Raw genomic sequence first — 20,812 nt, 5'->3', positions numbered from 1 at the left:
CGGGTCTGTTCTGGGATGAAACGTCAGGGTCTGGGGGCGTGCGGAAGGCGCCGGATGTGCGCGAAGGCGCCTTCATCGGATAGCAAGGGGCCATGGCGGTCCTCGTCGCGCTCGGCGCGTTCCTGATGACGCTGGCCGGCGGCTGGACGGCACAGCGTGTGACCGACCGTCGCCATCTCGTCCTGGGTCTGGCCGGCGGCCTGATGCTGGGCGTGGTCGGCCTCGACCTGCTGCCGGAGGCGCTGCACGCGGCGGACCGCGAGATCTTCGGCGTACCCGCGGCCCTGCTGCTGTTCGTGGCCGGCTTCCTGCTGGCCCATCTGGTGGAGCGCACCCTGGCCGCGCGCCAGGCGGCGCACGGGGGCGCCGAGCACCAGCACCGCGCGCCCGAGGTGGGCCTGACTGCGGCGGCCGCGATGGTCGGCCACAGCGCCATGGACGGCGTGGCGATCGGCGCGGCCTTCCAGGTGGGCGGCGGCATGGGCGCGTCGGTCGCGCTCGCCGTGATCGCGCACGACTTCGCCGACGGCTTCAACACCTTCACCATCACGAGCCTGTACGGCAACGCCCGCCGCCGGGCCGTGGGCATGCTCGTGGCCGACGCCTGCGCCCCCCTGGTGGGCGCGCTGTCGACGGTCTTCTTCCACATCCCCGAGCCGGTGCTCGGCGGCTATCTCGGCCTCTTCGGCGGCGTACTGCTCTACCTCGCCGCCGCCGAGATCCTCCCCGAGGCCCACCACGAGCACCCCGCCCGCTCCACCCTGCTGTGCACGGTCGCGGGCGCGGCCTTCATCTGGCTGGTGGTCGGCGTCTCCGGCGGCTGACCGCACGGGCCGCGTCACAGCTTCCCGCCCCGCCCGCCGTCGCGCCGCGGCGGGGCGATCAGCGTGGAGAGGTACGGCAACGGCGCCCCGTCCAGTTCGGCGGCCGGCCGCACCGACTCCTCCGGCAGTCCGAGCGCCGAACCCCACACCGCGTCCCCGATCCGCCCGGTCTCCCGCAGCGCCTCGGCGACCTCGGTGGCCTGCCGCCCGAACTTGTACGCCACGACGGTGCCCGGCCCCGCCAGCGCCTCCTTGAGCGCCGCCGCTCCCGCCGTCACCGGCACCAGCGTCAGCGGCTCTGTCCCCTCCGTCAGCACCGCGCCCGACCGCGCCGCCAGATCCTGCATGGCGGTGATCCCGGGCACGGTCTCCACCACGACACCCGGCACCAGTTCCGTGATCGTCTGCGCGAGATACGTGAACGTCGAGTACACGTTCGGATCGCCGATGGTGGCGAAGGCGACCGACCGGTGCCGCTCCAGCAGCCCGGCGACCCGCTCGCCCGCCGCGTCCCAGGCGGCCTCCCGGCGCGTCCGGTCGGACCGCTCGTTCAGCGCGAACACCACCCGAACGACCTTCTCCCGGGGCACGTAGTGCACCACGGTCGCCTCGGCCCGGCCCTGCTCACCGGTGTCCATCACGGGAACGACGACGATCTCGGCGGCGCGCAGCGCGTTGACCCCCTTGACGGTCACCAGCTCCGGGTCCCCGGGACCGACCCCGACTCCGACCAGCCTGCTGCTCATGACGTCCGGCACCTCTCCACGAACCGACGGGCCGCACCGGGCCCGGCGGCCCAGTGCGTGTGCAGATAACTCGCGTGCACGCCCTGCTGTACGAAACCCTCGACCCGCCGGACCGGGGTCGTCAGACCCCAGGCGGGAGCGGCACCGGCGCCGGGCTCGACGGCCGTGCGGTGGAACTCGTGCCCGCGCGTCCGCGTCCCCGCGGCGGCCAGCACACTGTCGCCGACGGCCACCGCGTCCCGGTAGCCGAGAGTGAGCCGTTCGCCCATGCGGGCGCCGGCGTCCAGCACCCCGCACATGGGCCGCCCGTCCAGCTCCCGGCACAGATAGAGCAGCCCGGCACACTCCGCGGCCACGGGAGCACCGCTCAGGGCCAGTCCGGCGACCGCCTTGCGCAGCGGCTCGTTCGCGGACAGCTCGGCCGCGTACACCTCGGGGAACCCGCCCCCGATGACCAGCCCGGCGGTGCCCTCCGGCAGTTCCTCGTCCCGGAGCGGATCGAACGTGACGACCTCGGCACCGGCGGCGGCGAGCAGCTCGGCGTGCTCCGCGTAGGAGAACGTGAACGCCCGACCGCCGGCGACGGCGACCACCGGCCCCCGCTTCCCGGCCGGCCGAGCAGGGGAAGCCAGGGCCTCGGCCGCGTCCCAGGCCGCGCCCGGTATCGCGCCCGCACCGCGCGCCAGCGTCATCAGCGCATCCAGATCGCACCCCGCGCAGACCTGTGCCGCCATCGCCGCGACCGCGTCCGCCGCCGCGTCCCGCCGCTCGGCGACCGGCACAAGACCCAGATGCCGCGACGGCGTGTCCACCTGCGGCACCCGCCGCAGCACCCCCAGCACCGGCACCCCGGAGGCGTCCAGCGCCTCCCGCAGCAGCGCCTCGTGCCGGTCGGACGCCACCTTGTTCAGGATCACGCCCCCGACCCGCATCTCCGGATCCCAGGACGCGAACCCGTGCACCAGCGCCGCCACCGACCGCGACTGCGACGAGGCGTCCACGACCAGCACCACCGGCGCCCGCAGCAGCTTGGCGACATGAGCGGTGGACGCCAGCTCGCCCTGGCCCGCGGCCCCGTCGTACAGCCCCATCACGCCCTCGACGACGGCGAGATCGCACCCCCGCGCCCCGTGCAGGAACAGCGGGGCGATCAGCTCCGGCCCGCACAGGTACGCGTCCAGGTTGCGTCCCACCCGCCCCGTGGCGAGCGCGTGGTACCCGGGGTCGATGTAGTCCGGCCCGACCTTGTGCGGGGACACGGCGAGCCCCCGCGCGGCGAACGCGGCCATCAGCCCCGTGGCGACGGTGGTCTTGCCGCTGCCCGACGCGGGCGCGGCGACGACCAGCCTGGGCACCGGCGTCATCACCACTCGATGCCCTTCTGGCCCTTCTGCCCCACGTCCATGGGGTGCTTGACCTTGGACATGTCGGTGACCAGATCGGCGAGGTCCACCAGCTTCTCCGGCGCGTTCCGCCCCGTGATCACCACGTGCTGGGTGCCGGGCCGGTTCCGCAGCACGTCCACGACCTCGGCGGTGTCCACCCAGCCCCAGTGCATCGGGTAGGCGAACTCGTCCAGCACGTACAGCCGGTACGTCTCGGCCGCCAGGTCCCGCTTGACCTGCTCCCAGCCCTCGCGGGCCTTCTCCTCGTTGTCCATCTGCGCGTCGCGCTGCACCCAGGACCAGCCCTCGCCCATCTTGTGCCAGTCGACGCTGCCGCCCTCACCGGAGGCGCCGAGCACGCGCAGCGCGTTCTCCTCGCCGACCTTCCACTTGGCGGACTTGACGAACTGGAACACCCCGATCGGCCAGCCCTGGTTCCAGGCCCGCAGCGCCAGCCCGAACGCGGCGGTGGACTTGCCCTTGCCGACGCCCGTGTGCACGACGACCAGCGGCCGGTTACGGCGCTGACGGGTCGTCAGTCCGTCGTCCGGCACGACACTCGGCTGCCCCTGCGGCATTACGCGGCCCTCCTCGAAGTCCCCTGCACATCCCTGACCAGCCCGGCGATCGAGTCGGCCCGCAGCTCGTCCAGCGTCACCGCGGTACCGCCCAGGCCGTCCGCGAGCTGCCCGGCGAGCCCGAGCCGTACCGGCCCCGACTCGCAGTCCACGACCACCGAGGCGACGCCTTCGGCCGCGAACAGCCGCGCCGCCCGCCCGGCCAGCGCCACCGGCTCCGTCCCGCCCGTCGCCCGACCACCGCCCCGGCCGGAGACGCTTCGCGCCGCCCCTCCGTCTGTGGCCCGTCCGTCCGTCACCACCACGACCAGCGGGCGCCGCGCCGGGTCCCGCAGCCGCTCCACCTGCAGCACCTCGTGCGCCTTCAGCAGCCCGGCCGCCAGCGGCGTACGGCCGCCGGTCGGCAGCGACTCCAGCCGGACCGCCGCCGCGTCCACCGACGAGGTCGGCGGCAGCGCCACGTCCGCCGCGGACCCCCGGAAGGTCACCAGACCCACCTTGTCCCGCCGCTGGTAGGCGTCGAGGAGCAGTGACAGCACCGCGCCCTTCACGGCGCTCATCCGCTGCCGCGCCGCCATCGACCCGGAGGCGTCCACCACGAACAGCACGAGGTTGCCCTCCCGCCCCTCCCGGGTCGCCTGCCGCAGATCGTCCCGGCGCACCACGAGACCCGGACCGGACCGCCCTCGCGCCCGCTGGTGCGGGGCCGCGGCCCGTACCGTCGCCGCCAGGTGCAGCTTGGTCAGCGCGCCCCGGGGCCGCCGGGCCCCGGTGGTCCGCCCGTGCTCGGTACGCGCTCGGGAGCGCCGGCCCGCGGCGCCCTCGCCGAGGCCGGGCACGGTCAGCACCTTCGCGCGGAACGGCTCGGCCGCCCGTGCGGCCGGCTGCTCCTGCCCGCCCGACGACTGCGGCTGCCCGCCCTCCCCGGCCTCGGGCTCCGGGGCCGCACCGCCGTCGCCCTGCGGACCGCTGTCCGGCGCCGGCTGCCCGCCGCCTCCGGGGCCGTCGGGGCCGGGGTCGTCGTCGTCCTCACCCTCGCCCTCGCCGGAGAACTGCTCCAGCGTCTCGTCCAGCTTGTCCTCGTCCAGACCGGGCGCGTCGAACGGGTTGCGCCGCCGCCGGTGGGGCAGCGCGAGCAGCGCGGCCTGCCGGACGTCCTCGGCGAGCACATCGGTCCGCCCGGCCCACGCGGCCAGCGCGGTCGCCGTACGCGCCATCACGATGTCGGCGCGCATCCCGTCCACCTCGAAGGCCGCGCAGGTCGCCGCGATCTGCCGCAGCGCGCCGTCGCCCAGCCGCACCCCCGGCAGCAGCTTCCGGGCCGCGACGATCCGTTGCCGGACGGCGGTCTCCTCCTCGGCCCAGCGCGCGGCGAAGACGCCGGGATCGTCGTCGTACGCCAGCCGGCGCCGCACGACCTCCACCCGCTCGTCCGGTTCCCGCGAGGCGGCGACCTCCACGGTCAGCCCGAACCGGTCGAGCAACTGCGGCCGCAGCTCGCCCTCCTCCGGGTTCATGGTGCCGACGAGCAGGAACCGGGCGGCGTGCCGCACCGAGACACCCTCGCGCTCGACGTACGAGGCGCCCATCGCGGCGGCGTCCAGCAGCAGGTCGACGAGGTGGTCGTGCAGGAGGTTGACCTCGTCCACGTACAGGATCCCGCGGTGGGCGTCGGCCAGCAGGCCCGGCTCGAACGCCTTCACGCCCTCGGCGAGCGCCCGCTCGATGTCCAGCGCGCCGACCAGCCGGTCCTCGGAGGCGCCCACGGGCAACTCGACCATCCGGGCCGGCCGTCGGTCCCCGGCGCCCGGCTCGTGCGGTCCGTCCGGGCAGGACGGGTCCGGGGCCGCCGGATCACAGGAGAACCGGCATCCGGGGACGACGGCCACCTCCGGCAGCAGCGCGGAGAGGGCGCGTACGGCCGTGCTCTTCGCAGTGCCCTTCTCGCCGCGCACCAGCACACCGCCGACCGCCGGCGACACGGCGTTCAGCAGCAGCGCGAGCCGCAGATCGTCCTGGCCGACCACGGCCGTGAACGGGAACGGGGTTGTCACTGGTCGCCCTCCAAGTCGCCTTCCAGCTCCAGATAGGTGGCGCGCAGCCGCTCCAGGGTGTCCGCGTCCGGCTCCGCCCACAGCCCGCGGTCCGCCGCCTCCAGCAGCCGCTCGGTGATGCCGCGCAGCGCCCACGGGTTGGACTTCCGCATGAAGTCCCGGTTCTCCGGGTCGAAGACGTACTCCGCGCTGAGCTTCTCGTACATCCAGTCGTCGACCACGCCCGCCGTTGCGTCGTAGCCGAACAGGTAGTCCACGGTCGCCGCCATCTCGAAGGCGCCCTTGTAGCCGTGCCGGCGCATCGCCGCCATCCAGCGCGGGTTGACCACCCGGGCCCGGAAGACGCGGTGCGTCTCCTCGCCCAGCGTGCGCGTTCTCACCTGGTCCGGCACGGCCGAGTCGCCCACGTAGGCCTCGGGGTTGGCGCCGGTCAGGTGCCGCACCATGGCGACCATGCCACCGTGGTACTGGAAGTAGTCGTCGGCGTCGACCAGGTCGTGCTCACGGGTGTCGACGTTCTTCGCCGCCACGGCGATCCGCCGGAACGCGGTCTCCATGTCCCCGCGCGCCGCCCGCCCGTCGAGGCCGCGCCCGTACGCGTAACCGCCCCACACCGCGTACACCTCGGCGAGGTCGGCGTCGGAGCGCCAGTTCCGGGCGTCGATCAGCGGCAGCAGACCGGCGCCGTACGCGCCCGGCTTCGAGCCGAAGATCCGGGCCGTCGCCCGCCGGCGGTCGCCGTGCTCCGCCGCGTCCTCGTCCACGTGCGCCCGCACGAAGTTGACCTCGGCCGGCTCGTCCAGCTCGGCCACCGCCCGCACCGCGTCGTCGATCAGCCCGACCACGTGCGGGAACGCGTCCCGGAAGAAGCCCGAGATACGGACCGTGACGTCCACGCGCGGCCGGCCCAGCTCCTGCGGGCCGATCACCTCGAACCCCGTCACCCGGCGCGAGGCGTCGTCCCAGACCGGACGGCAGCCCAGCAGTGCCAGGATCTCGGCGATGTCGTCGCCCTGGGTGCGCATCGCGGAGGTGCCCCACACCGTGAGGCCGACCGACCTCGGGTACTCCCCGGTGTCCTGGAGGTACCGCTGGACCAGCGAGTCCGCGAGCGACTGGCCGACCTCCCAGCTCAGCCTGGAGGGGATCGCCTTCGGGTCGACGGAGTAGAAGTTGCGGCCGGTCGGCAGCACGTTGACCAGACCGCGGGTCGGCGAACCCGACGGTCCGGCCGGCACGTAACCGCCGTCCAGCGCCCGCAGGATGTGCCCGATCTCGTCGGTGGTCCGGGCCAGCCGCGGTACGACCTCGTCGCAGGCGAATTCCAGCACCGCCGCGGCGTCCGCGAGTTCGGTGCCGAGCACGCCGTCCAGTACGGCGGGGACGGCCGCCCGGTCCCACGCCCGGGACTCCATGTCCTCCGCGATCCGCCGGCAGAGCCGCTCCAGCAGGTCGATCGCGTCGGCCGCCGTCCGGGACGGACCGTCGACCCGGTCCGTCAGCTCCACCGGCACCTTGACCGGCGCGCCCGGCTCGGCCAGCAGCTCCTTCTCCACCAGCCCGTAGTGCCGGGCCAGCGACGCCCGCAGCCCCGGCAGCGCGTTCGCCCGCCCGCCCCACACCTGGGAGGCGCGCAGCACGGCGAGGACCAGGTTCACCCGCGGTTCGGCCTCCGGGCCGCCCCCGAGGATGTGCAGTCCGTCGCGGATCTGCACGTCCTTGATCTCGCACAGGTAGCCGTCGATGTGCATGACGAACTCGTCGAACGCGTCGTCGTCCGGCTGCTCGTCCACATGCAGGTCGTGGTGCAGCTCGGCGGCCTTGACCAGCGTCCAGATCTGGGCGCGCACCGCCGGTGCCTTCGCCGGGTCCAGGTCGGAGACGAGCGCGTACTCGTCCAGCAGCTGCTCCAGCTTGGCCAGGTCGCCGTAGGTGTCCGCGCGCGCCATCGGCGGCACGAGGTGGTCGACCACGGTGGCGTGCCCGCGCCGCTTGGCCTGGGTGCCCTCGCCGGGGTCGTTGACGATGAACGGGTAGATCAGCGGGAGGTCGCCGAGCACGGCGTCCGGGGCGCAGCCGCCGCTCAGGCCCAGGCCCTTGCCCGGCAGCCACTCCATCGTGCCGTGCTTGCCCATGTGCACGATCGCGTCGGCGCCGAAACTCCTGTCGAGCCAGCGGTAGGCCGCCATGTAGTGGTGGGAGGGCGGCATGTCGGGGTCGTGGTAGATGGCGATCGGGTTCTCGCCGAAGCCGCGCGGCGGCTGGATCATCACGACGACGTTCCCGAACCGCAGCGAGGCGAGCACGATGTCGTCGCCGTCCACGTACAGGCCGCCCGGCGGCTCGCCCCAGGCCTCCAGCATCGCGTCCCGCAGCCCGGCGTCGAGCCCGTCGAACCACTCCCGGTAGTCGGCGAGCGGCACCCGGGCGGGCGCGGCGGCCAGTTGCTCCTCCGTCAGCCACTCGACGTCGTGGCCGCCGGCCGCGATCAGCCGGTGGATCAGCTCGTCGCCGTTGTCCGGGTAACCCTCGGCCACGTAGCCGGCGTCCCGCAGCGCGTCCAGCACCCGGACCGCAGAGGCGGGCGTGTCCAGGCCGACCGCGTTGCCGACCCGGGAGTGCTTGGTCGGGTAGGCGGTGAAGACCAGCGCGATCCGCTTCTCCGCGTTCGGCTTGTGGGCAAGCTCGGCATGGCGTACGGCGATTCCGGCGACCCGCGCGGCCCGCTCGGGGTCCGCGACGTACACCGGTACCTCGTCCGGACCCTGCTCCTTGAAGGAGAACGGCACGGTGACGAGCCGTCCGTCGAACTCCGGGATGGCCACCTGCATCGCCGCGTCCATGGGGGACAGGGCGGCGTCCGACTCCGCCCAGGCGGCCCGTGAGGAGGTGAGGCAGAGCCCCTGTAGCACGGGCACGTTCAGATCGGCGAGCGCCCCGATGTCCCAGGACTCCTCGTCCCCGCCGGCGGACGCCTGCGAGGCGTGTGTGCCGCCGGCCGCCAGCACGGTGGCGACCAGCGCGTCGGCCCGGCCCAGCAGCTCGTACAGCCCGGCGTCCGCTCCGCGCAGCGAACCGCAGTACACGGCAAGGGCGTTGGCGCCCCGCGCCTCGATCGCCTCGCACAGTGTGTCCACGAAGGCGGTGTTGCCGCTCAGTTCGTGCGCCCGGTAGAACAGCACGCCCACCGTCGGACGGCCGTCCCGGACCGGGTACGAGCCGTGGACGCCGAACTCCGGCATCTTCCGCGGCTCCTCGAAGCCCTCGCCGGTGAGCAGCACCGTGTCGGAGAGGAACCGGGCCAGTTCGGCCAGGTTGTCCGGGCCGCCCTCGACGAGGTACTTCAGCGCCTCGGCCACCACGCCCGCGGGCACGGACGACTCGGCCATCAGCTCGGCGTCCGGCACGGCCTCGCCGCCCAGCAGCACGGCGGGGACGCCGGACGCCTTCAGCGCGGCCAGCCCGTCCTCCCAGGCCCGCTTGCCGCCGAGCAGCCGTACGACCGCGAGGTCCGCGCCCTCGATCAGCCCCGGCAGTTCCCCGGCCACGTCCACCCGGGTCGGATTGCCGATCCGGTACCCGGCGCCGGAGGCCCGGGCCGCCAGCAGATCGGTGTCGGCGGTCGACAACAACAACACTGTGCTCATGCGGGCGCTCCCGGTGGAATGAAAGGCAGTCCTTGCGGCGCGCCCGACTCGATGAGCCGCCACAGCGCGTCCGTGTCCGCGTGCTGTTCGATCAGGTCGCCGAGCCGGTCGAGCTGCTCCTCGCGCAGCGCGGCGAACGAGGTGCCGGGGGCCGGTACGAAGCGGCGTCCCGCGGCGGCCGCCACCTCGCGCAGGAAGGCCCGCCGGAAGCCGTCCGACTCCAGCGAGCCGTGCCAGTGCGTGCCCCAGGTCTGTCCGGCCCGGCAGCCGTCCAGGAAGGGCCGGCCCCCGCCGACGGTGGCCACGCCGTGGTGGATCTCGTACCCCTCGACCGGTTCGCCCAGGGCTTCGCCGACCGGCCGGGTCAGCGTCTTCTCACGGGCGAACCGCACCCGCACCGGCAGCACTCCGAGCCCCGGGACCTCCCCGGCGCGCGACTCGACCTCGTCCTCGATGTGCTCGCCGAGGATCTGGAAGCCACCGCAGATGCCGAGCACGGGCCGGTGTTCGGCGGCCCGGCGTACGAGGGCGTCGGCGAGGCCGCGCTCCCGCAGCCACTCGAGCGCCCGGACCGTGCCCCGGGTCCCCGGGACCACGACCAGGTCCGCGTCCGCCAGCTCCTCCGGCCGGTCCACGAACCGCACCACGACGCCCGGTTCGGCGGCCAGCGCGTCCACATCGGTGAAGTTGGACATCAGCGGGACCGCGCACACGGCGACCCGCAGCACGTCGTCTCCGACCGGAGGAGCCACCGTGGACTCCCGCACGGTGCCGCGCAGGGAGACCCGCAGTCCGTCCTCCTCGTCGATGCCGAGCCCGTGCCGGAACGGCAGCACGCCGTACGTCCGCCGTCCGGTGAGCCCGTGGAGCATGTCGAGGCCGGGCTCCAGCAGGGAGACGTCGCCCCGGAACTTGTTCACCAGGAAACCGGCGACCAGTTCCTGGTCCTCGGGCGACAGCAGGGCGAGGGTGCCGAAGAAGGAGGCGAAGACGCCGCCGCGGTCGATGTCGCCGACCACGAGGACGGGCAGCCGCGCGCCCCGCGCGATCCCCATGTTGACGATGTCCGTCCGCCGCAGATTGATCTCCGCGGGCGAACCGGCCCCCTCACAGATCACCGCGTCATACGTGCCCCGCAACTCGGCCAGGCAGTCCAGCACCGTGCCCAGCAGCCGCTGCTGGCGCCCGCCGTGGTAGCCGCGCGCGCTCATCTCGCCCACCGGCCTGCCCAGCAGCACCACCTGGCTGCTCTGTTCACCGCCCGGCTTGAGCAGCACGGGGTTCATCAGCGCGGTCGGCTCCACCCGGCAGGCCTGCGCCTGCATCGCCTGTGCCCGCCCGATCTCGGCGCCCTCGCGCGTGACGAAGGAGTTGAGGGACATGTTCTGCGCCTTGAACGGCGCCACCTTCACACCCTGGCGCACCAGCCAGCGGCAGATCCCGGCCGTCACGACGCTCTTGCCGGCGTCGGAGGTGGTGCCGGCGACGAGGAGACCACCGTTCACTTGCCACGTCCCTTCGCGAGGAGGCGCGCACCGGCGGTGACACCGAGCGCGAGCAGGCCGACGCGGCGGGAGAGCGTCACGGCCCGGTCGATGTCGGCGACCCGGACGGCCCGCCCGGTGCAGCCGCCCAGTACGGGCCGGTGTTCCACCCGGCCGGCGTAGGAGAGCGTCCCGCCGAGCCGCACGCCCAGGGCGCCCGCGAACGAGGCCTCGACGGGACCGGCGTTGGGGCTCGGGTGCTTGGCCGCGTCCGCCCGCCAGGCCCGTACGGCACCCCGCGGGTCCGGTCCGGCCAGCGCGGCGAGCACGGCCGTCAGCCGGGCCCCCGGCCACCCGGCGAGGTCGTCGAGCCGGGCGGAGGCCCAGCCGAACCGGCGCAGGCGCGGCGACTTGTGACCGACCATCGCGTCCAGGGTGTTGACGGCCCGGAACCCGAGCAGCCCCGGCACCCCGCCCACGGCACCCCACACCAGCGCGCCCACGACGGCGTCGGAGGTGTTCTCGGCGACGGACTCGACCACGGCCCGGGCGATCCCGTCGGCGTCCAGCGCCTGCGGGTCCCGGCCGCACAGATGGGGCAGCCGCGCGCGGGCCGCCGTCACGTCCCCGGCCTCCAGCGCGCGCCCGATGGCCCGGGCCTCGCGGGCCAGCGAGGTGCCCCCGACGACGGCCCAGGTGGCCACGCCGGTCAGCGCGGCGGAGGCGACGGGGGAGCGGCGCACGGCCCGTCGGGCGACGAGCCCGGCGGCCACGGCGCCGCCGGCGCAGACGGCGGTGTGCAGAGCGCCCCAGCCGCGGTGGTCGTGCCACAGCACGCGTTCCACGGCAGCGGCCGCCCGCCCGAACGCGGCGACCGGATGCCCGCGGCGCGGATCGCCGAGGAGCAGGTCACCGAGAAGGCCGGCGGCGGCGCCGTACGCGTAAGCGCGATCGGCACCCATCGGCTCAGCCGGCCGTGGGCGCGGAGGCGGGACTCTCGTGACAGGCCCTGGTAAGGGTCCTCGATCTGCGGCCGAGCATGGCGATATGTGTCCTCACTCAGGGTGTCCGCGCCCTGGTTCGACGAAGCCGGCGGTGAGAGTTCCTGGCTCCCGGGGATCACTCCCCGGTCACAGTGGCGGGACCGCGCCGGATTCGCACCGGCTTCCTCTCCTGCCGCCGTACATGGCCCGGGCAGTCCACCACGCGCCCCGAAGGGCCGTCAACTTGCCTTTGACCTGCGAGGGGAGAGTGTGCTCAGCCCCACACCGGCGAGATCCGGGCATGGAAAAGGCTCCCTGCCGGAACGCACCGGCGGGGAGCCTCTTCGAGGGTGGCTCGGGTCAGGGCTTGGCCACGATCAGGTAGATGCCGTAGGCCACGGCCGCCGCGCACGCCGCGAAGCACACGTACGCGCCGGTCACGGCGAGCGCCGCGGACCCGCCCTGCGCCGCCGCCCTCTCCCGCCGGGACAGGCCGTTGACGCCGAGGGTGAACAGGGCCACCAGGCCCACCGTGAAGGCCAGGCTGACGCCGAAGACGGAGCCGATGGCCGCCCAGTCGATCTTCATGTTGCTTTTCCTCCGGTAACCGGGTCAGACGGTGGCGGCCGGGGGCACGGCCGTAGCGGCCGGTGCCGTGACTTCGGCGACGGCCGGGGCCGGGCCGCTGGACTGCGACGGGAAGCTGATGGCCGGCCCCTCGGTGAGGGTGACGGTGCCGGCCGGCGGCGGGGTCACCGCGGCGATCGCGGTGGTCACCACACCGGCGGGCTCGGCGGCCTCGTCGGTGCCGTTGACGTTGGTGTGGTCGACGACCTCGCGGCGGGAGCGCTTCCAGATGGCGGCGCTGGAGCCGACCAGGAAGACCGCGACGACGGCGGTGCCCCAGTCACCGAGGTCCGTGACGGACTCGGCGAGCGCCCCGACCAGGGCGGCGGCCGGCAGGGTGAGGACCCAGGCGACGGCCATGCGGGTCGCGGTGGACCAGCGGACCACGCCGCCCTTGCGGCCCAGACCCGCGCCCATCACGGAGCCGGAGACGACGTGGGTGGTGGACAGCGAGAAGCCGAGGTGCGAGGAGGCCAGGATGGCCGTGGCGGCGCTGGTCTGGGCGGCGAAGCCCTGGCGCGACTCCAGCTCGGTCAGGCCCGTGCCCATGGTGCGGATGATGCGCCAGCCGCCGATGTAGGTGCCGAGCGCGATGGCCATGCCGGCGGAGAGGATCACCCAGGTGGGAGGGTTGGAGCCCGGGGCGATGGCACCGCCCGCGATCAGCGCCAGGGTGATGATGCCCATCGTCTTCTGGGCGTCGTTGGTGCCGTGCGCGAGGGAGACCAGTCCGGCGGAGGCGATCTGGCCGGCGCGGTAGCCCTTGCGGGTGGCGTCGCCCTCGGCCTTGCCGCCGATCCCGTAGGAGAAGCGGGTGGCGAGCATGGCGGCAAGTCCGGCCACGACCGGGGCGGCGACCGCCGGCAGCAGCACCTTGGTGACCAGGACGTCGCCGTGGACGGCGCCGAAGCCCGCCGAGGCGACGGTGGCGCCGATCAGGCCGCCCATCAGGGCGTGGGAGGAGCTGGAGGGCAGTCCCACCAGCCAGGTCAGCAGGTTCCAGAGGATCGCGCCGACCAGGGCGGCGAAGATGACCTCGGGACGGATGCCGTTCTCATCGACGAGACCCTTGGAGATCGTGTTGGCGACCTCCACGGAGAGGAAAGCGCCCACAAGGTTGAGCGCGGCGGACATGGCCACCGCGACCTTGGGCTTCAGCGCGCCGGTCGAGATGGTGGTGGCCATCGCGTTGGCGGTGTCGTGGAAACCGTTCGTGAAATCGAACGCGAGTGCGGTTACCACCACAATCGCGAGGATCAGCGAGAAGCTTTCCATTTACCCAGGCAATCGTTCGAGCGTCATTGGCGGGTCGAACGTAGGCAACCTGGGTGAACGGAAGGTGAACTGGGTCAGGCGTGGGGGTGTCGGTAACGGGGGTTCGGGATTCCGCTCCGAGCGGCCGGCCGGGGCGCCCCTTGGCTACCGGCCCCGCGCGAAGGCCCGCAGCCGGCTCGGCGGTGGCCCGTGAAAGAGATTCTGGTCACCCGGCAGGCCGCCCTCGGTGCCGTACTGCCAGAAGGTCCAGGACGACCAGCCGCCGGGCAGTGATCCAGGTCCTGACGTGCCGTGACGGGCGATCCACAGCGGGTGGTCGGAGGCGAAGGCGCGGCTGCCGCCGGTGCAGGCGGCCCACCACTGGGCGGTCGTGTAGATCACCGGGCGGCGGCCGGTGAGCCGGTCCAGTTCGTCGCTGAAGGAGCGGATCCAGCCGACCATCCGCCGGTGGCCGAGCCCGTAGCAGAGGTGCCTGCTGTCGTACGGGTCGTATTCGATGTCGAGGGCCGGCGGCAGGGTCCAGCCGTCCGCCCGCCAGCCGCCGCCGTGCCGCACGAAGTACGCGGCCTGCGCGGCGCCCGAGGACTGGTCGGGGCGGGCGAAGTGGTACGCGCCGCGGATCAGGTGCGCCCGGCGTGCGCCCGCGTAGTGCCGGGCGAAGTAAGGGTTGCGATAGGTCGTGGACTCGGTCGCCTTGATGTAGGTGAACCGCGCGCCGTCCGACCGGGCGGCGGGCCAGTCGACGTGGCGCTGGTGCGAGGACACGTCGTGTCCCCGGGGCAGACCGGCCGCCTCCGCCGCCGAGGGCCCGGCGGCGGAGGCGCACTGGGTGCCCGCGAGGGCGAGCGCCGCCGCGGCGGCCGCGACGGCGGCCACGCGACGGCGGAGGCGGGAGGGCGAGCGGTCGCGGGCCATGCGTCCCCCTGGTGCGGCGGTGAGGCGTCGGGCGGCTGCGGGCATTAATGATCATTAGATGCCTGGCTCTGGCCCGATTAAGTGCATTTATGGGCGTTGCACGCGGGTGTCCACTCCTCCGGCGGCACCGGTTCCGGCCGGAACTCCGCCGCCGGCCCGCCCCGCACCGGACGGGCTGGCAGGATCGCGGTATGGCCGGACAGTGGCGGGACGCGCGGGAGCAGCAGGAGCGGAGCTGGGCGGCGCTGGTCGGGACGGCCCGCCGGACCGTGGCCGACGGGCTGGTCGTCGGCACCTCCGGCAACGTCTCCGTCCGCGTGGGGGATCTGGTGCTGGTCACCCCGTCGGGCGTGCCCTACGACCGGCTCACCCCGGCCGACATCACCGGCGTCGACCTCGACGGCCGGCAGGTGCTCGGCACCCTCGTGCCGACCAGCGAGCTGCCCATGCACCTCGCCGTCTACCGCACCACCGACGCCCTCGCCGTCGTCCACACCCACGCCGTGCACGCCACGGCCGTCTCCACTCTCGTCACCGAGCTGCCCCCGATCCACTACATGACCGCCGCCCTCGGCGGTTCCGTGCGGGTCGCCCCCTACGCGGCCTACGGCACCGACGAACTGGCCCGGAACATGCTCGCGGCGCTGGCCGGCCGCTCCGGCTGCCTGCTGGGCAACCACGGCGCGATCACCTACGGCGCCACCCTCGACCAGGCCTACGACCGCACCGCCCAGCTTGAATGGATGTGCCGGCTGTGGCTGACGGCGTCCTCCGTGCCGGGCCTCACACCCGCTCTGCTGACGGAGGCACACATCGCCGAGGCCGGGGCACGCTTGAAGGGATACGGCCAACGGAGGTGACCCCTTGTCGTCGCACAGCCACCCGCTCCGTCCGCCCGCCGCCCGGCTGCCCTTCGGCCGCCGCCCCGGGCCGCCCGGCCCGCTCCTCCGGCTGGCCGGTTCCGGCGCCCCCCACGACACTGGAGCCGTGCGCACCGTCAGAGCGACCGCCGCCGCCCTCGGCGCCGTCCTGGCCGCCGGCGCGGCATCCGTCGCCGCCGGCCGGCTGGCCAGTGACGCCGCGCTGAAGGCGTCCCCGGGCCGGCCGCTGCCCACCGAACCACGGCTCACCGTGCACGGCACCGCGCCCGGCCGGATCGCCCTCACCCGCGACCTGGCCTCCCTGCGCCCGGGCACCTACGGTCTGGCCGGCGACGGCTCGCACGCGGTCGTCGGGCCCCTGCTGGACTCGGCCGAGCACACCGCCGACAGCGTCGTCAGGCGCCTGGAACGCGTCACCCACGGCACCTTCGCCCCCGGCGATCCCGTGTGGCTCACCCCGAACGTGTACGTCGGCAACCCGGGCACCGCCCTCGGTCTCGACCACGCCGACATCGACATCCCCGGAGAACTCGGCGCCCTGCCCGCCTGGTTCGTGCCAGGCCACCGGGACACCTGGGTGATCGCGGTGCACGGCCTCGGCACCACCCGCGAGCAGGCCCTGAACGTCATGGCGTACCTGCACCGCCGCCGCGTCCCCGTCCTCGCGCTCGCCTACCGCGGCGACCTGGGCGCCCCGCGCTCCCCGGACGGCCTGAACCACCTCGGCGAGACGGAGTGGCGCGACGTGGACGCGGCGATCCGCTACGCCGTCCGCTACGGCGCCCGCCGGGTCGTCCTCCTCGGCTGGTCCACCGGCGCCACCATGGCCCTGCGCGCCGCGGAGCACTCCGCCGTGCGCGAGCGCGTCGCCGGGCTGGTCCTCGACTCCCCGGTGCTGAGCTGGCAGGCCACCCTGCGCGCCCTCGCCCGGGCCCGCCACACCCCCGACGCCCTGCTGCCGCTCGCGGTACGCGCCGCGCAGGGCCGGGCAGGACTGCACGCCGACCGCGGTGCCGAGACCGCCGACCCCGACCGGCTCGCCGTGCCCACGCTGATCATCCACGGCCCCGACGACGTGGTGGCCCCCTGGGAGCACTCCCGCCGTCTCGCCGCCCGCCGCGCCGACCTCGTCGCGCTGCACACCGTGCCGCGGGCCCCGCACGCGGCCATGTGGAACGCGGACCCGGAGGAGTACGAGGAGCGGCTGCGCCGCTTCCTGACCCCGCTGATGTGACCGGCCCGCGGCGCCCTCCGGTACGCGCCGGACCAGCCGCGGCCGGCCGTTTCCGTCGAAGGCCGTACCACTGGCCTGATCCCGCCTCCCGGCCCGCCCCCGGGCCGGTGCGTTGGCCAGCCCCGTAGCCCCCCGTGACATTCCGTTTGGGTTTTCGGACCGTCAACCGGAAGACTGCACCCGTGACGTCCCGTATCCCGCGCGACTCCAGGCTTCGACTCGTCCGACCGCGACCCCTGGCCGCCGCCCCCAGAGCTGTGAACCAGCGGCGCTCGCGCCGCCCCGCACCCCGGCCGCCGGAGGGCACCCCCGCCCCGGCCGAACTGGCCAGAATGGCGCGCACCGGCCTGGCCGGCGCGGTCCGGGTCGCCCGCTGGGCCGACTCCGCCCTCGGGCCCGGCAGCGACGCCGTCACCGCCGACGGCAAGGCCACCCTCTCCGACGCGACCGCCGAGCGCGCCGCCGCCGGCCTCGGCCTTGACGCCGACCGGATCCGCGCCCACTGGGACACCGCCCGGCTCGCCGGACTCATCGAGGTGCACGGGGACAGCGCGCGCCCCGGCTGGCGCCTGCGCGCCTGGGACCGCGACGACAGCGCCGTGCTGCGCGGCTGGGTCGCCCTGTTCGACGCCTGGTCGCTCGCCAGCCCGGAGCCCGCGGAGTTCGAGCCGGCCGCCGTCGCCGAGGTCGTCTCCGCCATGCCCCAGGTGCTCTCCTTCCTCCAGCTCTCCGCCGGTCCCGTGCCCGTCGAGCAGCTCCTCGACCTGCTCCAGCAGCGGGTCACCGAACTGCGCACCGAGCGCTGCGAGGTCTCCTACGAGCCCGGCGCCGACGGCTCCCCGGCCCCGGCCGGGACCGCCGCCCCCGCGGAGCCCGGGCCCACCGGGGACACCCCGCTCGCCCCGCTCCTGGAGTGGGCCCTCACGGCCCTCGCCTCCGTGGGCGCCCTGACCTACGGCGACGGCCAGGCCACGCTCACCCCGCTGGGCAACTGGGCGGTCTGGGTCAAGCTGGAGCAGATCTGCGTGGCCGCGCAGAGCCCTGCCGGCAACATCGAGCAGGCCGCCGAGGACATGCTCCGCGGCTGCGCCCAGCTCCGCCCCAACGCCGCCCGCGCCGAGTACCGCGCCTGGCTCGCCGCCCGCCCCGTCGGCAGCGCCGTCACCGAGCTGCTCGCCGCCGCCCGGGGCGACGACGCCCTGCTGCGCGGCCTCGCCTTCGAGGCGCTGCGCGTCGTCGGCGCCCCCGCCGAACCCGAGGTGCACGCGGTACTGGACGATTCCGCCCTGCGGCCCTACGCGCTGCTGTGGCTGGCCGAGCACGACGGCGTCGACCCGGAGGACGCCCACGAGGTCCTCACCCGCGAGGAGGCCACCTGGCTGTGGGTCGACACCGCCGCCGCCGTCGCCGACCACGGCGAGACGTCGATGCTGGTACGGCACCTGGAGGCCGCGGTGCAGCCGACCGTCCCCCTGCTGCTGGACGAGGTCCGCGCCGTCGGCCACCCGCGCACCGTGCAGGTCCTGGTGGCCCTCGCCGCCGCCCACCCCGACCCGGCCCTCGCCAAGGCCGTGCGCCGGGCCGCCTTCCAGGTGCACACCGGCGGCTGATCCGGTGCGCAGGGCGGCCCGCCGGGGAGGTCCCGGCGCACCGGGCCCGGCGCACCGGGCCGGTCAGCCGCCGATCTCGGGCGCGTAGGTGCCGAAGCTCCAGACGTTGCCCTCCGCGTCCCGGGCCATGTAGTCCCGCGAGCCGTAGTCCTGGTCCGTCGGGGGCATCAGGATCTCCGCGCCGTGCGCCACTGCCCGCTGGTGGTGGGCGTCGACGTCGTCCACGACGACGTACACCCCCGCGGGCCCGGCGCCCCGCATGGCCGTGTCGAAGAGGCCGCCGCGGCCCTTGGAACCGAGCATCACCGCGCCCTTGCCCTGGACCAGCTCGGCGTGCATCACCGTGCCGTCCTCCGTCTCGTACACCGACAGCTCGGTGAAGCCGAAGGCCTCGGTGAGCTGCCTGATCGCCGCTTTCGCGTCCGTGTACAGCAGCGTCGGAAAGACGCTCGGCCGTCCGCCCGTGCCCGCCATGCCGATCACTCCCTCGTGCGCCGGTCAACGCCCCCGTCCCCGAGTCTGGCAGCCGCCACCGGCACCCACCGTCCGGTTCGAACGCGCGGACGCAGAAAAAGCGCTTGCACGGTCCCGTTAGACTTGGCCCATGGCCATTCTCCTCGCGCATTAGACGGCGGGAACGTCCTCAGCCGCCCACCGCCAATCCTCAGTACGCCCTGGAGTCTGTCCGTGATCTCCGCTTCCGGAATCGAGCTGCGCGCCGGTTCGCGCGTCCTCATCGAGAACGCCACCTTCCGTGTCGCCAAGGGCGACCGTATCGGCCTCGTCGGCCGCAACGGCGCGGGAAAGACCACCCTCACCAAGTGCCTGGCCGGCGAGGGCATCCCGGCCGGCGGCCAGATCGCCCGCTCCGGCGAGGTCGGCTACCTGCCGCAGGACCCCCGCACCGGCGACCTCGACGTCCTCGCCCGCGACCGCGTCCTCTCCGCGCGCGGCCTCGACGTGCTGCTGCGCAAGATGCGCGAGAACGAGCAGCGCATCGCCAACGGCCAGGGCGCCACCCGCGAGAAGGCCCTGAAGCAGTACGAGCGCCAGGAGACCGAGTTCCTCACCAAGGGCGGTTACGCGGCCGAGGCCGAGGCCGCCACCATCGCCGCGGCGCTCAACCTGCCCGACCGGGTCCTCGGCCAGCCGCTCCACACGCTCTCCGGCGGTCAGCGCCGGCGCATCGAGCTGGCCCGCATCCTGTTCTCCGACGCGGACACCCTGCTGCTGGACGAGCCGACCAACCACCTCGACGCCGACTCGATCATCTGGCTGCGCGACTACCTGAAGACCTACCGCGGCGGCTTCATCGTGATCTCCCACGACGTCGACCTGGTCGAGACGGTCGTCAACAAGGTGTTCTACCTGGACGCCAACCGCGCCCAGATCGACGTCTACAACATGGGCTGGAAGCTCTACCAGCAGCAGCGCGAGGCCGACGAGAAGCGCCGCAAGCGCGAGCGCGCCAACGCCGAGAAGAAGGCCGCCGCCCTGCACTCGCAGGCCGACAAGATGCGCGCCAAGGCCACCAAGACGGTCGCCGCGCAGAACATGGCCCGCCGCGCCGACAAGCTGCTCTCCGGCCTGGAGGCGGTCCGCCAGTCCGACAAGGTCGCCAAGCTCCGCTTCCCCGAGCCCGCGGCCTGCGGCAAGACCCCGCTGATGGCCGAGGGCCTGTCCAAGTCGTACGGCTCCCTGGAGATCTTCACCGACGTCGACCTGGCCATCGACAAGGGCTCGCGGGTCGTCATCCTCGGCCTCAACGGCGCCGGCAAGACCACGCTGCTGCGCCTCCTCGGCGGAGTCGAGCAGCCCGACACCGGCGAGGTCGTCCCCGGCCACGGCCTCAAGCTCGGCTACTACGCCCAGGAGCACGAGACCCTGGACCCCGACCGCACGGTCCTGGAGAACATGCGCTCGGCCGCGCCCGACATGGACCTGGTCGAGGTCCGCAAGGTGCTCGGCTCGTTCCTGTTCTCCGGCGACGACGTCGACAAGCCCGCCGGGGTGCTCTCCGGCGGCGAGAAGACCCGGCTCGCCCTCGCCACGCTGGTCGTCTCCGCGGCCAACGTCCTGCTGCTGGACGAGCCGACCAACAACCTGGACCCGGCCAGCCGCGAGGAGATCCTCGGCGCCCTGCGCACCTACAAGGGCGCGGTCGTCCTGGTCACCCACGACGAGGGCGCGGTCGAGGCCCTGCAGCCGGAGCGCATCATCCTGCTGCCCGACGGCGTCGAGGACCTGTGGGGCGCCGACTACGCGGATCTCGTCGCCCTGGCTTGATCGAAAGTCTGATCCACGGCGTATGGATCATTCGGCCGAGCCGTGATCCATCATCTGTGTGAGATCTCCTCGTACCGGCGTGTGTCGTACACCGATTTCGCGGCCGATCCCTTCAGCGCCAAGGGGTCGGCCGCGTCGCGTCCCTGACCTGGCACTTCACGGAACCACCCGTTCGGCCGTGTGTCCGCGAAACCGTGGAACCGCTGATTCCGTATGTGGGGATGCGCTCCTGTCGTCACGTCGATGTCTCACGGACCTTGCCGAATGGGTGGCCATCACGCCC

Annotated in this window: 16 protein-coding genes and 1 riboswitch; of the genes, 5 read left to right on the top strand and 11 right to left on the bottom strand. The window is 74.0% G+C overall.

Annotated features, from left to right (window positions below):
- The first annotated feature begins 92 nt into the window (after positions 1-92).
- The gene (locus AB0924_RS21485; protein WP_366912185.1) at positions 93-824 is read left to right on the top strand and encodes a ZIP family metal transporter; all 732 of its coding nucleotides are present in this window, start codon (positions 93-95) and stop codon (positions 822-824) included.
- Between the two features lie 14 nt (positions 825-838).
- On the opposite strand, the gene cobI is transcribed toward AB0924_RS21485, so the two are convergent.
- From cobI to AB0924_RS21435, 10 genes are all read right to left on the bottom strand, one after another.
- Positions 839-1,570, bottom strand: coding sequence for a precorrin-2 C(20)-methyltransferase (gene cobI / locus AB0924_RS21480; RefSeq protein WP_366912184.1), 732 nt, complete (start codon positions 1,568-1,570; stop codon positions 839-841).
- Positions 1,567-2,934 (bottom strand): cobyrinate a,c-diamide synthase, encoded by a 1,368-nt coding sequence (locus tag AB0924_RS21475; RefSeq protein WP_366912182.1) that lies wholly within the window; start codon positions 2,932-2,934, stop codon positions 1,567-1,569. The genes cobI and AB0924_RS21475 overlap by 4 nt, the downstream gene beginning before the upstream one ends.
- Positions 2,934-3,533, bottom strand: a complete 600-nt coding sequence (cobO, locus tag AB0924_RS21470) for a cob(I)yrinic acid a,c-diamide adenosyltransferase (RefSeq protein ID WP_366912181.1) — start codon at positions 3,531-3,533, stop codon at positions 2,934-2,936. The genes AB0924_RS21475 and cobO overlap by 1 nt, the downstream gene beginning before the upstream one ends.
- Positions 3,533-5,587 carry a putative cobaltochelatase gene (locus AB0924_RS21465; RefSeq protein ID WP_366912180.1) on the bottom strand — a complete coding sequence of 685 codons (2,055 nt, stop codon included), beginning with the start codon at positions 5,585-5,587 and terminating at the stop codon, positions 3,533-3,535. The genes cobO and AB0924_RS21465 overlap by 1 nt, the downstream gene beginning before the upstream one ends.
- The gene (cobN, locus tag AB0924_RS21460; RefSeq protein WP_366912179.1) at positions 5,584-9,234 is read right to left on the bottom strand and encodes a cobaltochelatase subunit CobN; all 3,651 of its coding nucleotides are present in this window, start codon (positions 9,232-9,234) and stop codon (positions 5,584-5,586) included. Before cobN ends, AB0924_RS21465 begins: the two co-directional genes overlap by 4 nt.
- Positions 9,231-10,739, bottom strand: a complete 1,509-nt coding sequence (locus AB0924_RS21455) for a cobyric acid synthase (RefSeq protein ID WP_358931840.1) — start codon at positions 10,737-10,739, stop codon at positions 9,231-9,233. The genes cobN and AB0924_RS21455 overlap by 4 nt, the downstream gene beginning before the upstream one ends.
- On the bottom strand, positions 10,736-11,680 hold the full coding sequence (locus AB0924_RS21450) for a cobalamin biosynthesis protein (RefSeq protein ID WP_358931842.1): 945 nt from the start codon (positions 11,678-11,680) through the stop codon (positions 10,736-10,738). Before AB0924_RS21450 ends, AB0924_RS21455 begins: the two co-directional genes overlap by 4 nt.
- 116 nt (positions 11,681-11,796) lie before the next feature.
- A riboswitch (cobalamin riboswitch) is annotated at positions 11,797-11,938 on the bottom strand.
- 123 nt (positions 11,939-12,061) lie between these two features.
- A complete protein-coding gene (locus tag AB0924_RS21445) occupies positions 12,062-12,289 on the bottom strand; it encodes a hypothetical protein (RefSeq protein ID WP_358931844.1) in 228 nt (75 codons plus the stop codon).
- A gap of 24 nt (positions 12,290-12,313) precedes the next feature.
- A complete protein-coding gene (locus AB0924_RS21440) occupies positions 12,314-13,603 on the bottom strand; it encodes an inorganic phosphate transporter (protein WP_366912178.1) in 1,290 nt (429 codons plus the stop codon).
- Positions 13,604-13,747: 144 nt separating this feature from the next.
- Complete coding sequence (locus AB0924_RS21435) at positions 13,748-14,518, bottom strand: GH25 family lysozyme (RefSeq protein WP_366912177.1); 771 nt, start codon at positions 14,516-14,518, stop codon at positions 13,748-13,750.
- Between the two features lie 191 nt (positions 14,519-14,709).
- Between AB0924_RS21435 and AB0924_RS21430 the strand changes: the two genes are divergently transcribed.
- From AB0924_RS21430 to AB0924_RS21420, 3 genes are all read left to right on the top strand, one after another.
- On the top strand, positions 14,710-15,378 hold the full coding sequence (locus AB0924_RS21430) for a class II aldolase/adducin family protein (RefSeq protein WP_358931849.1): 669 nt from the start codon (positions 14,710-14,712) through the stop codon (positions 15,376-15,378).
- Between the two features lie 127 nt (positions 15,379-15,505).
- Positions 15,506-16,633, top strand: a complete 1,128-nt coding sequence (locus tag AB0924_RS21425; protein ID WP_358931851.1) for an alpha/beta fold hydrolase — start codon at positions 15,506-15,508, stop codon at positions 16,631-16,633.
- Positions 16,634-16,815: 182 nt separating this feature from the next.
- The gene (locus AB0924_RS21420; protein WP_366912176.1) at positions 16,816-18,243 is read left to right on the top strand and encodes a hypothetical protein; all 1,428 of its coding nucleotides are present in this window, start codon (positions 16,816-16,818) and stop codon (positions 18,241-18,243) included.
- A gap of 63 nt (positions 18,244-18,306) precedes the next feature.
- Here the strand turns inward: AB0924_RS21420 and AB0924_RS21415 are convergent, their stop codons facing one another.
- Entirely contained in the window at positions 18,307-18,717 is a 411-nt protein-coding gene (locus AB0924_RS21415) for a VOC family protein (RefSeq protein WP_358931855.1), read from the bottom strand.
- 213 nt (positions 18,718-18,930) lie between these two features.
- Between AB0924_RS21415 and abc-f the strand changes: the two genes are divergently transcribed.
- The gene (abc-f, locus tag AB0924_RS21410) at positions 18,931-20,529 is read left to right on the top strand and encodes a ribosomal protection-like ABC-F family protein (protein WP_366912175.1); all 1,599 of its coding nucleotides are present in this window, start codon (positions 18,931-18,933) and stop codon (positions 20,527-20,529) included.
- Positions 20,530-20,812: the final 283 nt, after the last annotated feature.

This window comes from Streptomyces sp. NPDC047869, from assembly GCF_040704065.1.
GTDB lineage: Bacteria > Actinomycetota > Actinomycetes > Streptomycetales > Streptomycetaceae > Streptomyces.
This window is presented reverse-complemented; position numbering and strand designations above follow the sequence as displayed.

Bases quoted from the DNA above. Each gene is read 5' to 3' on its own strand.
- AB0924_RS21485 (WP_366912185.1), top strand. From the start codon at position 93: ATGGCGGTCCTCGTCGCGCTCGGCGCGTTCCTGATGACGCTGGCCGGC.
- cobI (WP_366912184.1), bottom strand. From the start codon at position 1,570: ATGAGCAGCAGGCTGGTCGGAGTCGGGGTCGGTCCCGGGGACCCGGAG.
- AB0924_RS21475 (WP_366912182.1), bottom strand. From the start codon at position 2,934: ATGACGCCGGTGCCCAGGCTGGTCGTCGCCGCGCCCGCGTCGGGCAGC.
- cobO (WP_366912181.1), bottom strand. From the start codon at position 3,533: ATGCCGCAGGGGCAGCCGAGTGTCGTGCCGGACGACGGACTGACGACC.
- cobN (WP_366912179.1), bottom strand. From the start codon at position 9,234: ATGAGCACAGTGTTGTTGTTGTCGACCGCCGACACCGATCTGCTGGCG.
- AB0924_RS21450 (WP_358931842.1), bottom strand. From the start codon at position 11,680: ATGGGTGCCGATCGCGCTTACGCGTACGGCGCCGCCGCCGGCCTTCTC.
- AB0924_RS21445 (WP_358931844.1), bottom strand. From the start codon at position 12,289: ATGAAGATCGACTGGGCGGCCATCGGCTCCGTCTTCGGCGTCAGCCTG.
- AB0924_RS21440 (WP_366912178.1), bottom strand. From the start codon at position 13,603: ATGGAAAGCTTCTCGCTGATCCTCGCGATTGTGGTGGTAACCGCACTC.
- AB0924_RS21435 (WP_366912177.1), bottom strand. From the start codon at position 14,518: ATGGCCCGCGACCGCTCGCCCTCCCGCCTCCGCCGTCGCGTGGCCGCC.
- AB0924_RS21430 (WP_358931849.1), top strand. From the start codon at position 14,710: ATGGCCGGACAGTGGCGGGACGCGCGGGAGCAGCAGGAGCGGAGCTGG.
- AB0924_RS21415 (WP_358931855.1), bottom strand. From the start codon at position 18,717: ATGGCGGGCACGGGCGGACGGCCGAGCGTCTTTCCGACGCTGCTGTAC.